The following is a 14,073-nucleotide window of genomic DNA, read 5'->3' as shown; positions in this document are numbered from 1 at the left end:
GGCCGCTTCACCTTTTTCTTCTTTCTTCTTCAACTCCCCAGCCTACGAGAGGTCCACTCCCATGCGCTCCTTCGCACTGTCCATCGCCGGCGCCGCCGCCATCGCCTTCCTCGCCGCCGCGCCCGCCCAGGCCGAGGACAAGTTCACCTACATGACCAACTGGTATGCGCAGGCCGAGCACGGCGGCTTCTACCAGGCCGTGGCGCAGGGCATCTACAAGAAGTACGGCCTCGACGTCACCATCAAGATGGGCGGCCCGCAGGTCAACATCACGCAGATGATGGCCGCCGGCCAGGCCGACTGCATCATGGGCTCGAGCGACATCCAGATGATGCAGGTGCGCGAAGGCGGCGTGCCGGTGGTCAACGTGGCGGCCTTCTTCCAGAAGGACCCGCAGGTGCTGATCGCGCACGACGACGTGAAGAAGTTCGAGGACCTCAAGGGCAAGACGCTGCTGATCGGCGCGCAGGCCCAGCGCGGCTACTGGCCGTGGCTGAAGGCCAAGTTCGGCTTCACCGACGAGCAGACCCGTCCCTACACCTTCAACATCCAGCCCTTCGTGGCCGACAAGAACGCCGCGCAGCAGGGCTACCTGACCTCGGAGCCCTACGCCATCCAGAAGGCCGGCGTGAAGAGCACCGTGCTGATGTTCAGCGACCACGGCTTCCCGGCCTACGCGACCACCGTGTCGTGCATGGAGAAGACGGTGAAGGACCGCAGCAAGCAGGTCGCCGCCTTCGTGAAGGCCTCGGCCGAAGGCTGGAAGAGCTACCTCGCCGACCCCGCGCCCGCCAACGCCCTCATCAAGAAGGACAACCCCAACATGACCGACGACCAGCTGGCCTACAGCGTCGCCAAGCTCAAGGAGATGGGCATGGTCACCGGCGGCGACGCGGCCAAGCTCGGCATCGGCGTGATGACGGATGCACGCGCCAAGGCGAGCTACGACTTCCTGGTGAGCGCGAAGCTGCTCGACCCCGCCAAGGTCGAGCTGGCCAAGACCTACACGACCGAGTTCGTCAAGGACGCCAAGGTCATTCCCTGACGCTCGGGCACTGCCCTGAAACCAGGCGGCCGCGCAGCGCGGCCGTTCTCGAAAGGCCTCACGAATGAATCGCATCGACCCCCACACGCTGGCGCCCCCGCCCGATTTCGCACCTGCCGTCCCGGCGGTGGAAGTGCTCTCGGCCGAGAAGACGTATCCCAACGGCACGCAGGCGCTGCTGCCCGTGGACCTGTCCATCGCCGAAGGCGAGTTCGTCACCCTGCTCGGCCCCTCGGGCTGCGGCAAGAGCACGCTGCTGAAGATGGTGGCGGGCATGCTCGAGCCCAGCGACGGCCGCCTGCTGGTGTGGCGCCGGCCGGTGGCGCAGCTGCACGAGAGCTCGCACAAGATGTCGTTCGTGTTCCAGTCGCCCACGCTGATGCCGTGGGCCAGCGTGCGCACCAACGTGCGGCTGCCGCTGGACCTGGCGGGCGTGCCGCGCAAGGAGGCCGATGCACGGGTGATGGAATCGCTCGAGCTCGTGGGCCTGCAGAAGTTCGCCGACGCGCTGCCGCGTGCGCTTTCGGGTGGCATGCAGATGCGCGTGTCGATCGCGCGCGGCCTCGTCACGCAGCCCGACCTGCTGCTGATGGACGAGCCCTTCGGCGCGCTCGACGAGATCACGCGCCACAAGCTCGACGCCGACCTGCTGGAGCTGTGGCGCAAGAAGAAGCTCACGGTGATCTTCGTGACGCATTCGATCCACGAGGCGGTGTTCCTGTCGAGCCGCGTGGTGATGATGGCCGCGCGGCCCGGCCGCGTGGTGGAGGAGTTCCGCATCGACGAGCCCTATCCGCGCAGCGCCGACTTCATGGTCACGCCCGAATTCGCGCGCTACGCCAAGCAGCTGCAGGACAGCCTGCTGCGCGCCAGCAGCACTGACGAGGAGGCCGCGCGATGACTGCGAAGACCGTTCCCCTGCTGGGCCAGCCGCGCGTGCAGCGCGTGCTCTACCCGGTGCTGATCGGCGTGGTGCTGATCGCCCTTTGGCAGTGGCTGGTGGTGGCGATGGAGCTGCCGCCCTACCTGGTGCCTTCGCCCTACCTGATGATGCAGACGCTGGTGACCGACTGGGCGCCGCTGGGCAACGCGCTGCTGGTCACGCTGAAGATCACGGTGCTGTCGTTCCTGCTGGCCACGGTGGCGGGCGTGCTGATCTCGTTCCTGTTCGTGCAGAGCAAGCGCATCGAGACCGCGCTCTTCCCGTACGCGGTGCTGCTGCAGGTCACGCCCATCGTCGCGGTGGCGCCGCTCATCATCATCTGGGTGAAGAACCCGGTGGCGGCGATGACGGTGTGCGCCGCGCTGGTGGCGCTGTTCCCGATCATCAGCAACACCACGCTGGGCCTGCGCAGCATCGACCCCGACCTGCAGAGCTACTTCAAGCTCAACCGCGCGACGCGCTGGCAGCAGCTGGTGCGGCTGCGCATCCCGAGCGCGCTGCCGTACTTCTTCGGCGGCCTGCGCATCTCCAGCGGCCTCGCGCTGATCGGCGCGGTGGTGGCGGAGTTCGTCGCGGGCACCGGCGGCTCGGGCGCGGGCCTGGCCTACCAGATCCTGCAGGCGGGCTTCCAGCTGAACATTCCGCGCATGTTCGCGGCGCTGCTGCTCATTTCCCTCACCGGTGTCGCGCTCTTCGTGCTGATGGCCTGGCTCACCAAGCTGGCGCTGGGCTCGTGGCATGCGAGCGAACTTTCCCAGGATTGAACCTTGACCATGAACGCCCCTGTTTCCGCCATCGAGCAGCTGCTGCTCGAACTGCCCGACCTCGACTGGATCACCGACGAGAGCCGCGTCACGCGGCTGTCCTCCGACTTCTCCTGGTTCAGCCCCGTGCTGGTGCGCCAGCTCAAGGACAAGCGCGCCGACGCGGTCGTGCGGCCGCGCACCGAGGAAGAGATCCGCGCCGTGGTCGGCGCCTGCGCGCGCCGCTGCGTGCCCATCACCATCCGCGGCAGCGGCACCGGCAACTACGGCCAGACCACGCCGCTGGCCGGCGGCGTGGTGCTCGACATGACGGGCTACAACGGCTGCCTGTGGGTGCGCCCCGGCGTGGCGCGCGCGCAGGCCGGCATCCGCCTGGGTGAACTCGAGAAGCAGACCAAGCCCACGGGGCAGGAGCTGCGCTGTGTTCCGTCCACCTACCGCAGCGCGACGCTGGGCGGCCTCTTCGGCGGCGGCTTCGGCGGCGTGGGCTCCATCAACTACGGGCCGCTGGGCGCGCCTGGCAACGTGATCGGCATCCGCGCGATGACCATCGAGGCCGAGCCGCAGGTCGTCGAGCTGCGTGGCGCCGACGCGATGCGCATGCACCACCTGTGGGGCACCAACGGCCTCGTGCTGGAGCTGGAGATCGCCCTGGCGCCCGCGCATCCCTGGCTCGAGACGCTGGTGACCTTCGGCGACTTCGAAAGCGCGCTGCACTTCGCCGACAAGCTCGCGCACGCGCCGGGCATCGTGAAGCGCGGCGTCACCTTCTTCGCGGCGCCGATCTCCGACCATCTCGCGCAGCTCGCCGCGCACCTGCCCAAGGGCTGCCACACGGTGCTGTCGCTGGTGGCCGAATCGTGCGAGCCCGCGATGCTGCAGCTGGTAGAAGCGCACGGCGGCACGGTCAGCTACCGCAAGACCGCCGCCGAGGTGCAGAAGAGCAACCGCACGCTGATGGAATTCACCTGGAACCACACGACGCTGCACGCGCTGAAGATCGATCCGAACCTGACCTACCTGCAGAGCGGCTTCGTCCCGGGCAGGCACGTCGAGCAGGTCATCGAGATGGAGAAGCTGCTGGGCGGCGAGCAGAGCGAGGTGATGATGCACATCGAGTTCCTGCGCAACGTGGCCGGCCTCATGACCTGCAGCGGGCTGCAGCTGGTGCGCTTCAGCACCGAGGAGCGGCTGCAGGAGATCATGCGCATCCACCGCGAGCACGGCGTGCACATCAACAACCCGCACGTGAACATCGTGGAAGACGGCAAGGCCGGCGGGCCGCTGCCGCCGGAGGTCATCGAGGTGAAGAAGCGCTTCGACCCGCTGGGGCTGCTGAACCCGGGCAAGCTGCGCGACTGGCCTGTGAAGGCGGCTGCTGCGGCAGCCTGACCGGTTTCAGTTCCTGCGGCGGCCCTGCACCCAGGCCGCGGCAACGATGGCCATGGCCAGCAGCCACAGCGGCCAGAGGCCGAAGGGCGCCACCCAGCGCGCGAAGGGCGTGAGGCCGCGACGGCCTTCCACGTTCGCCTCGAGCACGCCGCGCGTGAGGCGCGGCAGCTCGTGCGTCACGCGGCCCTGGGCGTCGATCACCACGGTCGCGCCGGTGTTGGTGGAACGCACCATCGGCCGCGCGAACTCGAGCGCGCGCATGCGCGAGATCGACAGGTGCTCGTCGATCGCCACCGTGTCGCCGAACCAGGCGATGTTGCTCACGTTGAGCAGGATGGTGGGCGCCGTGGCCTCGTCGCGGAAGTTCGCACCGATCTCGTCGCCGAACAAGTCCTCGTAGCAGATGTTCGGCGCGATGCGCTGGCCCTGCCAGACGAAGGGCGCCTGGGCGAGCCCGCCGCGCGCGAAGTCGCCCAGCGGGATGTTCATCATCTGGATGAACCAGCGAAAACCCGGCGGAATGAACTCGCCGAAAGGCACCAGGTGGTGCTTGCTGTAGACGTACGGCCGCGCTTCGCCGGGGCGGAAGCCGAGCACCGAGTTGCTGTAGGTGCCCTGTCCGCCCATGGGCAGGCCGACGATGGCTGCCTGCGTGCCCTGGCTGTAGCGCGCCTGGATCGCTTCGAGATAGCCGGGCGGCAGCTGCACGGGCAACAGCGGCAGCGCGGTCTCGGGCGTGACGACGAGCGAAGCCTTCGCATCGCGCAGCTGCTCGCCGTACCAGCTCAGCGCGGTCTCGATGCCGCCGCCGGGAATGAACTTCTCGTCCTGCGGGATGTTGCCCTGCAGGAGCGCGATGCTCAGACTGCCCGCAGCGCCCTTGTCGCCCCGCACATCGTCGCCAAGCGCCGGCACGAGATTCGGCACGGCGAACACGAGCGCGATCAGCACGATGCCTTGCGCGGCCTGCGCCATGCGCAGCGGACGATGCAGCGCGACCAGCGCAACGGCCAGCGCCGCCGCGGCGCCGATGCCGTACACGCCCACCCATGGCGCAAGCGCGGCGAGCGGGCCTTCCACGTGCGCGTAGCCGCCCGCGCCCCACGGGAAGCCGGTGAACCAGCTGCCCCGCACCAGCTCGGCCAGCGTCCAGAGCGCCGCGAAGACCAGTGCGCCCGCCACCCGCCCCTGCGGCCCCTTCACCACGAACCATGCAGCCGCGACCGCGTAGTAGAGGCCCAGCGCGGCAGCCAGCGCGAGCACGGCGATGGCCGCCAGCGGCGCCGGCAGGCCGCCGTAGGTGTGCATCGAGATGAAGAGCCACCAGAAGCTGCCGGTGAGCCAGGCGGTGGAGAACAACCAGCCGTGCAACCCCGCGCGGCGCCAGCCCGCGCCCTGCGAACGCAGCCCGTCGAGCAGCCACACCAGGGCACCCAGCGACAGCAGCTGCAGCCACCACAGCGGCTTGCCGCCGACCGGCGAGGCCATCGAGAGCGCCTGCGCGAGCCCGGCGGCGACGAAGCCGAGCGGACGGAGTAAGGAGGCGAAGGAGGAAGCCGGCGCGCGAACCATCAGTCGGCCGCGTCGCCGCCGCGTGCCGGGGACACCTTGAACCAGCGCACCGCGCCGCCCTTGGTGTGCAGCACCACGAAATCGAAACCGCCGATCGCATGGTGCTCGCCGCGCTTGGGCACGTGGCCCATCTCGTGCGCGATGAGCCCGCCGATGGTGTCGAAGTCTTCGCTGAGCTGCTCTTCGTCGAACACGATGCCGAAGGCCTCGGCGACGCGCTCGATGGGCGTGTCGCCCGAGACGCGGTAGGTGTGGTCGGCCAGGCCGAAGATGTCGCCCTCGTCCTCGGCGATATCGAACTCGTCCTCGATCTCGCCGACGATCTGCTCGAGCACGTCCTCGATGGTGATGAGGCCGGCCACGCGGCCGAATTCGTCGATGACGATGGCCAGGTGGTTGCGGTTGCCGCGGAATTCGCGCAGCAGGTCGTTCAGGCCCTTGCTCTCGGGAACGAAGGTCGCCGGGCGCAGCAGCGCACGGATGTTCAGGTCCGGCGCGCGCTGCAGCTTGAGCAGGTCCTTCGCGAGCAGGATGCCGATGATGTTCTCCTTCTCGCCCTCGTACACCGGAAAGCGCGAGTGCGCGGTGTCGATGACCAGGTGCAGAAGCGCGTCGAACGGTGCGTCGATGTTCACCAGGTCCATGCGCGGCGCGGCGACCATCACGTCGCCGGCGGTCATGTCGGCCATGCGCAGCACGCCTTCGAGCATCACGCGCGACTCCGCGCCGATCACCTCGTTGTCCTCGGCGTCTGCCAGGGTTTCGATCAGCTCGTCGCGCGAATCAGGGCCGGGATGGATGAATTCGGCGAGTTTCTGGAGAAAGCTGCGCTTGTCTTCCCGTTCGACGGGAGCGCGTTCAGGGTGAGGTTCGGCCACTGCGGGAGGGCGGAGTTGAGGAGGGACAAGGATACCGGATTGCGTGTGACACGCTCTACCGGCCCCTTTCAAGGGGCCGGGCCCGGGCGGCCGCCATGGGCCGCAGGGCTCAGGGCGCCGACTTCTTGCGGGCGTCGCGCATGCCGCTGCGCACTTCCTGCAGGCTGGCCAGGAAGGTCCAGAACTGCTTGGCGCGGCTCTTGAGGGCGAAGTCGACGGCCGCGTAGTGCTCCAGGGCGATTTCGCTCATGCGGCTGTCGAAGGTGGCGCTGGGCAGCTCGAGATGGGCTTCGGCTTCGGCGCCGCTGCGCACCACGGTGGCCCCGGCGTTACGGGCGATCTTCAGCATGGCGGCGTTCTCGCTCAGCGCATGGATGAAGAGCATGCCCACCCCCTCGTTGCGGGCCACGACCACGGCGCGCTCGAACAGGCGGGCGCCGTAGCCACGGCCGCGGGCATGGGCCGAGACCGACACGCCGAACTCGGCGCAGTCGCTGTGCTGGTCGCCGGGGGCGAATGCCAGGTGGGCCATCGCGATCAGGTCGAGGCGGCGGTTGTAGATGCCGAAAAGCTCGTCGCGCTCGAAATCGAGGCTGTCGACGTAGCGCTGGACCTGCTCGTCGGCCGCTGCGTAGCCGAAACGCAGGTAGCGGTCGTGCGGGGTGAGGTCGAGCAGGTGGCGCGCGATGCGCTCGCGTTCGCGTGGGCCGATCGAGCGGATCGGCACCATCACCGGTTGAGGCGCGCTGACTGCGCGTGGTTGCGCCTCGACCATCGGCGCCCTCAGGAAAGAGCCAATGCCGAGAGACGCTTTGAGCAGGTTCCTGGCGGTAAGCATGGCTCGACTTTAAGGGTTTTCCCTTAAACAACAAGTCTACAAGGTCAATCTCCCGACACATTTGTGACCCAGTACCCGGCTGTAGCCACCGGTGTAGCGCCCGAGCAACCGAAATGTGGCTAAACGGGCACAGCTGTTGTGGCTTTGACACGGTCCAGCACGAAGCTGGTCTTGCAGTCTTCCACGCTGGGGTGCTTGAGCAGGGTGTCCATGATGAAGCGGCTGTAGTGGGCCATGTCGGCCACCACCACGCGCAGCAGGTAGTCCATGTCGCCGGTGAGGGCGGCGCACTCGACCACCTCCGGCCATGTCTGCACGCTGGCGCGGAACAGGTCCATGGGGTTGCGCTTGTGGGTCTCGGTGTGCTTTTCGAGACGCACGTTGAGATAGGCGGTCAGCCCCAGGCCGACGGCTTCAGGCTGGACCAGCGCCACGTAGCGGTCGATCACGCGGTGTTCTTCCAGCCGCTTGACCCTGCGCAGCACGGCGCTGGGAGACAGGCTCACCTGCTCGGCGATCTGGTCGTAGGTAGCGCGGCCGTCTGCTTGAAGCGTGCGCAGAATGAGTCTATCGATCTTGTCCAGTGCTTCCATTTCGCCATTCTTGCAGTTTTACTGCGTGACGGCCACCAGGGGCGCGCGGAAACGCAGTAAACCTGAGAGGCATCCGCCCTACATTGCATGACCGGCCGATTTCGCGCCCCGTTCATTCATTCATTCCATCCCCACACCGGAGACCGCACATGAGCCTTGCAGACGCACCCGCCTTCACGCCCTGGGAGAACCCCATGGGCACCGACGGCTTCGAATTCATCGAGTACGCGGCACCCGATCCGGTCGCCATGGGGAAGGTGTTCGAGCGCATGGGCTTCAAGGCCGTGGCCAAGCACCGCCACAAGAACGTGTTGCTCTATCGCCAGGGCACGATCAACTTCATCATCAACGCCGAGCCCGACTCGTTCGCGCAGCGCTTCGCGCGCCTGCACGGCCCCAGCGTGTGCGCCATCGCGTTCCGCGTGCAGGACGCCAAGTTCGCCTACGAACGCGCCATCTCGCTGGGCGCCTGGGGCTTCGCCGACAAGGCCGGCCCGGGCGAGCTGAACATCCCGGCCATCAAGGGCATCGGCGACAGCCTGATCTACCTGGTCGACCGCTGGCGCGGCAAGAACGGCGCGAAGCCGGGCGACATCGGCAACATCGGCTTCTTCGACGTGGACTTCGAGGCGCTGCCGGGCCTGTCCGCCGAAGAGGCGCTGGCGCCCGTGGGCAACGGCCTGACCTACATCGACCACCTCACCCACAACGTGCACCGTGGCCGCATGAACGAATGGGCCGAGTTCTACGAGCGCCTGTTCAACTTCCGCGAGGTGAAGTACTTCGACATCGAAGGCCAGGTCACCGGCGTGAAGAGCAAGGCCATGACCAGCCCCTGCGGCAAGATCCGCATCCCGATCAACGAAGAGGGCAAGGAGCAGGCCGGCCAGATCCAGGAGTACCTGGACATGTACAACGGCGAAGGCATCCAGCACATCGCGATGGGCTCGGACGACCTGTACCAGACGGTCGACGCGCTGCGCGCCAATGGCGTGAAGCTGCTGGACACCATCGACACCTACTACGAGCTGGTCGACAAGCGCATTCCCGGCCACGGCGAAAGCGTCGAGGAGCTGCACAAGCGCAAGATCCTGATCGACGGCAAGAAGGACGCTCTGCTGCTGCAGATCTTCAGCGAGAACCAGCTCGGCCCGATCTTCTTCGAGTTCATCCAGCGCAAGGGTGACGACGGCTTCGGCAACGGCAACTTCAAGGCGCTGTTCGAGAGCATCGAGCTCGACCAGATGCGCCGCGGCGTGCTGAGCGCCGCAAAATAAGGGTCCTTCCCTTATCTACCTGCTTCTGGAGCACGCATGCGCAGCTGTACGCCTTCGATCGGTCTGACTTTCATCGCGGCGGCTGCCGCCCTTCTTTCGGGTTGCGCGATGACGCCCGCGGCCGCGCCGGCGGCCGGCGCCTCGCACCTCGATAGCGTGCAGAAGGCCGCGGTGCTGCGCATCTGCACGCCGGGCGACTACAAGCCCTTCAGCTTCCAGAAGCCCGACGGCGCCTTCGAGGGCATCGACGTCGACCTGATGGCCGGCTTCAGCGCCAGCCTCGGCACGAAGCCCGAGTGGATCAAGACCACCTGGGCCAACCTGCTGCCCGACCTGGCCGCCGGCAAGTGCGACATCGCCGTGGGCGGCGTGTCGGTCACCACCGACCGGCAAAAGCGCGCCTTCTTCAGCGCGCCCTACATGGTCAACGGCAAGACGCCGATCGCGCGCTGCGCCGACGTGGCCAAGTACCAGAGCGTGGCGGCCATCGACCAGCCGTCGGTGCGCGTCATCTTCAATCCGGGCGGCAGCAACGAGCGCTTCGCCCGTGCCAACTTCAAGAAGGCCAAGCTCACGCTGCACGGCGAGAACGTGACGATCTTCGACGAGATCCTCGCCAACCGTGCCGACGTGTTCGTCACCGAGGCGGCCGAGGCCATCACGCAGCAGAAGCTCAAGCCGGGCCTGTGCGCGGTCAACCCCGACAAGCCGCTTCAATACGGCGAAATGGCCTGGATGCTGCCGCGCGACGACGTGGCCTTCAAGTCGTACGTCGACCAGTGGCTGCACTTGCAGCAGGCCGGCGGCGACTTCCAGCGGACGATGGACCGCTGGCTCAAGTAAGCAAGCAACTCACGACCGGTCTCTTCTTCATGGACTCCTCCGCAGCCGCCGCCGTTGTCACCCCCGCCATCACCCCAGCCGTGTACGGCGCCTCCGACCGCCCGCCCCGCGGCGACTACTCGCGCGGCGGCGCGGTGCTGGCCGACTACACCTGCCCGCAGGACTGGGCCAGCTATACGCCGGCCGACCACGACACCTACCGCCGCCTCTACGAGCGGCAGGTGGCGCAGCTGCCGGGGCTGGCCTGCGACGCCTTCATCGAGGCGCTGCCTTCGCTGGGCGTGAAGGACCGCATCCCGCGCTTCGACGAGCTCAACGAGCGGCTGCACCGCGCCACGGGCTGGGAGATCGTCGCCGTGCCGGGGCTGATTCCGGAGCTGCCTTTCTTCACGCTGCTCGCGAACCGCAAGTTTCCGGTCACCGACTGGATCCGCAAGCCCGAGGAGTTCGACTACATCGTCGAGCCCGACGTGTTCCACGACCTCTTCGGCCACGTGCCGATGCTGTTCGACCCGACCTTCGCCGACTACGTGCAGCGCTACGGCCAGGGCGGCATCAAGGCGCACGAACTCGGAGCCGGAGAAAAGCTCGCGCGCCTCTACTGGTACACGGTGGAGTTCGGCCTGATCCGCCAGCCGGATGGCCTGCGCGCGTACGGTGCCGGCATCCTCAGCTCGGTGGGCGAGCTCAGGCACGCGGTGCTCAGCGACGAGCCGCGCCGCCTGCCGCTGGACCTGCTGCGCACCATGCGCACGCGCTACAAGATCGACACCTACCAGGCCAACTACTTCGTGATCGACAGCTTCAAGCAGCTGTTCGACCTCACCGAACCCGATTTCACGCCGCTTTACGAGTCGTTGAAGGTGGCCCCGGACATCGAGGCCGGGGTGCTGCTGCCGGGCGAGTCCGGCAAGGCCTGAGATCCCGAAGGGTTGTTTGCAGCTGTCGTCGTGCGCAGCTATCGCGCGCGCGACAGCGCGCGCCCTTGCCCTAGGACAAGCCCGCTGGTCGCGGAAGCAGAGTGGCTTCCACAATCCGCGCCAAAGGAGCTTGCATGCAGACGACATCATCCGCGCGACAGAACTACCCGGCCGGCGTGCCGCACGAGATCGATCCGGAGCAGTACCGTTCACTGCCCCAGATGTTCGACGAGGCCTTCGCCCGTTATGCCGACCGCCCCTTCTCGGTCTGCATGGAGCGCTGGATGTCGTACGGCGAGCTCGACGCGCTGTCGAAAGCGCTGGGCGCCTGGCTGCAGTCGCGCGGGCTGGAGCCCGGGGCGCGGGTTGCGATCATGCTGCCGAACATTCCGCAGTTCGCGGTCACGATGTGCGGCGTGCTGCGCGCGGGATACACCTGCGTCAACGTCAATCCGCTGTACACCGCGCGCGAACTGGAGCACCAGCTGAAGGATTCGGGAGCGACGGCCATCGTCATCCTCGAGAACTTCGCCTCCACGCTGGAGAAGGTGATCGAGCGCACGCCGGTCAAGCATGTGGTCATGACATCCATGGGCGACCTGCTCGGAGGCTTGTACGGTGCCTGGATCACGATGGCCGTGCGCCATCTCGCGAAGCTGGTGCCGGCCTACAAGCTGCCGCTGAGCGACGGCCGCAGCGTCACCCCTTTCGGCCAGGCGATCGCCGAGGGTCGCGGTCGCACGCTGGGCCCGGACCGGAGCACGCTCGATTCGATCGCCTTCCTGCAGTACACCGGCGGCACGACCGGTTTGTCGAAGGGCGCGGTGCTGACCCATCGCAACATCGTCGCGGCCACGCTGCAGGCCGAGGCCTGGTTCACGCCGGCGCTGTCGCGGGCGGGCGACCTCGCGAAGGTCAACAGCATCGCGGCGCTGCCGCTCTATCACATCTTCGCGCTGACACTGTGCCTGCTGGTGATCCGCCAGGGCTCGCACATGACGCTGATTCCGAACCCGCGCGACTTCGACAAGTTCATCGCGGTGCTGAAGAAGCGGCCCTTCCACATGCTGCCCGCGGTGAACACCCTGTTCAATGCGCTGCTGATGCATCCGGAGTTCAAGTCGGTCGACTTCTCGACGCTCTTCGTCTCGCAGGCGGGCGGCATGGCCGCCTCGGAAGGCACGGCGCGCAAGTGGTTCGAGGCCACCGGCTGTCCGATGATCGAAGGCTGGGGCATGAGCGAGACATGCGCGATCGGCACCAACAACCCGGTGTCGAACACCGAGTTCACCGGCACGATCGGGTTGCCGCTGCCCAGCATCGAGATCGCCATCAAGGATGACGATGGAAACTCGTTGCCCGTCGGCGAAGCGGGGGAGCTCTGCATCAAGGGTCCGAACGTGATGAAGGGCTACTACAACCAGCCGGCCGAGACTGCCGCGGCCTTCACCGCCGACGGTTTCATGCGCACCGGCGATATCGCGGTGATGCAGGAAGACGGCTACAGCCGCATCGTCGACCGCAAGAAGGACATGATCCTGGTGAGTGGCTTCAACGTGTTCCCGAACGAACTGGAGAACGTGATCTCGCTGTGCCCCGGCGTCGTGGAGTGCGCGGCGGTGGGCGTGCCCGACGAGAAGCAGGGCGAGGCCATCAAGGTGTTCGTGGTCCGCAGGGATCCGACGCTGACCGAGGAGGCCGTGCTGCAGTATTGCCATTCGCAGCTCACGGGCTACAAGCGGCCGAAACACATCGAATTCCGGGAGTCGCTGCCGAAGACGAATGTGGGGAAGATCCTGCGCCGCGAACTCCGCACGAGTGCGGGCGCCTGAGCGGCGAAGATGAGCCATTCATCCGCCAGTGCGGGGCTGCCGGCGGGCGTCGTCGTCTTCGAGCGGGGATGGCTGTCCTCGAACAATGTGTTGTTCGTGGGCAGCACAGAGACGGCGCTTGTCGATACAGGCTATGCGACGCACGCCGAGCAGACCTTGGCGCTGGTCGAGTCAGTGCTGCAAGAGCGGCCGCTCGACCGCATCCTGAACACGCATCTGCACAGCGACCACTGCGGAGGAAATGCTGCGCTGCAAGGACGCTATCCGGCCGTTCGCACCGAGATTCCGCCAGGCGAGGCGGCGCTGATCGAGAGCTGGGACGAGCAGAAGCTCAGCTTCCTGGCCACGGGGCAGATCTGTCCACGATTTCGATTCACGGCGCTGCTGCTTCCAGGTTCGGAATGCGTCCTGGGTGACCGGCCGTGGCAGGTGCATGCGGCGCCGGGTCACGACCCTCACTCGGTCATTCTGTTCGAGGAGGCGTCACGGACTTTGATCTCAGCGGATGCGCTCTGGGAGAACGGATTCGGCATCGCGTTTCCCGAATTGGCGGGGGAGCCATCGTTCGGAGAAATAGGCGCGACCTTGGATCTGATCGCGGCGCTCGCGCCGCGGCGGGTGATTCCGGGGCATGGAGCCGTATTCGACGACGTGGCAAGGGCCTTGGACATAGCACGTCGACGGCTTGATGGATTGAGCAGAGATCCGGTCAAGCATGCGCGGCATGCCATCAAAGTCTTGATGAAGTTCAAGCTGCTGGAAGTGCAGTCGATTTCGCTGACGGATTGGAAGACGTGGCTGGCTTCGACGCCGTACCTTGAGTTAATCCGGAGTCGTTTTTTCAGAGGATCCGAATTGGGTCAGCTAGCCCTAGATATGTTGGAGGAGTTGGTAGCTGCGGGAGGTGCCGAAGTGGAGGCGGAGGTTGTGCGCAACCGGTGATGCGCCTGTTCTTTTTCTTTTTGCTGCCCGTAAAAGCAAAAACCCCCGCTCAGATTGAGCGGGGGTTTTTGGGGCTGTAAGAGCCTGACGATGACCTACTTTCACACGGGAACCCGCACTATCATCGGCGCTGAGTCGTTTCACTGTCCTGTTCGGGATGGGAAGGAGTGGGACCAACTCGCTATGGTCATCAGGCATAAAGGGTTGTCTGACTGATGGTGAGATCAGTCAAAC

Annotated in this window: 13 protein-coding genes and 1 rRNA gene; 9 read left to right on the top strand and 5 right to left on the bottom strand. The window is 66.5% G+C overall.

The features are described 5' to 3' along the window. Positions 1-61: 61 nt before the first annotated feature. From G369_RS0133690 to G369_RS0133675, 4 genes are all read left to right on the top strand, one after another. A complete protein-coding gene (locus G369_RS0133690) occupies positions 62-1,045 on the top strand; it encodes an ABC transporter substrate-binding protein (protein ID WP_019658481.1) in 984 nt (327 codons plus the stop codon). Positions 1,046-1,109: 64 nt separating this feature from the next. Beyond that, entirely contained in the window at positions 1,110-1,946 is an 837-nt protein-coding gene (locus G369_RS0133685) for an ABC transporter ATP-binding protein (protein ID WP_019658480.1), read from the top strand. After that, positions 1,943-2,752 (top strand): ABC transporter permease, encoded by an 810-nt coding sequence (locus G369_RS0133680; protein WP_019658479.1) that lies wholly within the window; start codon positions 1,943-1,945, stop codon positions 2,750-2,752. Before G369_RS0133685 ends, G369_RS0133680 begins: the two co-directional genes overlap by 4 nt. 9 nt (positions 2,753-2,761) lie before the next feature. After that, a complete protein-coding gene (locus G369_RS0133675) occupies positions 2,762-4,144 on the top strand; it encodes an FAD-binding oxidoreductase (RefSeq protein WP_019658478.1) in 1,383 nt (460 codons plus the stop codon). 6 nt (positions 4,145-4,150) lie between these two features. Here G369_RS0133675 and lnt read toward each other — a convergent pair whose 3' ends face one another. The 4 genes from lnt to G369_RS0133655 form a co-directional block, all read right to left on the bottom strand. Next, complete coding sequence (gene lnt / locus G369_RS0133670) at positions 4,151-5,716, bottom strand: apolipoprotein N-acyltransferase (protein WP_019658477.1); 1,566 nt, start codon at positions 5,714-5,716, stop codon at positions 4,151-4,153. Next, positions 5,716-6,594: a CorC family transporter gene (locus tag G369_RS0133665; protein ID WP_019658476.1), complete on the bottom strand. Its 879-nt coding sequence runs from the start codon at positions 6,592-6,594 to the stop codon at positions 5,716-5,718. Before G369_RS0133665 ends, lnt begins: the two co-directional genes overlap by 1 nt. 109 nt (positions 6,595-6,703) lie before the next feature. Then, positions 6,704-7,432 (bottom strand): GNAT family N-acetyltransferase, encoded by a 729-nt coding sequence (locus G369_RS0133660; RefSeq protein ID WP_019658475.1) that lies wholly within the window; start codon positions 7,430-7,432, stop codon positions 6,704-6,706. Positions 7,433-7,551: 119 nt separating this feature from the next. Then, entirely contained in the window at positions 7,552-8,025 is a 474-nt protein-coding gene (locus G369_RS0133655; RefSeq protein ID WP_019658474.1) for an Lrp/AsnC family transcriptional regulator, read from the bottom strand. A gap of 149 nt (positions 8,026-8,174) precedes the next feature. Here G369_RS0133655 and hppD point away from each other — a divergent pair, with 149 nt between their 5' ends. The 5 genes from hppD to G369_RS0133630 all read left to right on the top strand — a co-directional run bounded on the left by hppD (position 8,175) and on the right by G369_RS0133630 (position 13,839). Then, positions 8,175-9,302 (top strand): 4-hydroxyphenylpyruvate dioxygenase, encoded by a 1,128-nt coding sequence (gene hppD, locus G369_RS0133650; protein WP_019658473.1) that lies wholly within the window; start codon positions 8,175-8,177, stop codon positions 9,300-9,302. Between the two features lie 36 nt (positions 9,303-9,338). After that, on the top strand, positions 9,339-10,145 hold the full coding sequence (locus G369_RS0133645) for a transporter substrate-binding domain-containing protein (protein WP_019658472.1): 807 nt from the start codon (positions 9,339-9,341) through the stop codon (positions 10,143-10,145). A 29-nt stretch (positions 10,146-10,174) separates the two neighbouring features. Continuing rightward, positions 10,175-11,065, top strand: coding sequence for a phenylalanine 4-monooxygenase (gene phhA / locus G369_RS0133640; protein ID WP_019658471.1), 891 nt, complete (start codon positions 10,175-10,177; stop codon positions 11,063-11,065). 134 nt (positions 11,066-11,199) lie between these two features. Further along, the gene (locus tag G369_RS0133635; RefSeq protein ID WP_019658470.1) at positions 11,200-12,897 is read left to right on the top strand and encodes an AMP-binding protein; all 1,698 of its coding nucleotides are present in this window, start codon (positions 11,200-11,202) and stop codon (positions 12,895-12,897) included. 9 nt (positions 12,898-12,906) lie between these two features. Next, positions 12,907-13,839: an MBL fold metallo-hydrolase gene (locus G369_RS0133630; RefSeq protein ID WP_019658469.1), complete on the top strand. Its 933-nt coding sequence runs from the start codon at positions 12,907-12,909 to the stop codon at positions 13,837-13,839. An 82-nt stretch (positions 13,840-13,921) separates the two neighbouring features. On the opposite strand, the gene rrf is transcribed toward G369_RS0133630, so the two are convergent. Next, positions 13,922-14,034: ribosomal RNA gene (rrf, locus tag G369_RS0133625) — 5S ribosomal RNA — on the bottom strand. Positions 14,035-14,073: the final 39 nt, after the last annotated feature.

It is taken from the genome of Variovorax atrisoli 110B, assembly GCF_000382045.1.
GTDB classification, from domain to species: domain Bacteria; phylum Pseudomonadota; class Gammaproteobacteria; order Burkholderiales; family Burkholderiaceae_C; genus Variovorax; species Variovorax atrisoli.
This window is presented reverse-complemented; position numbering and strand designations above follow the sequence as displayed.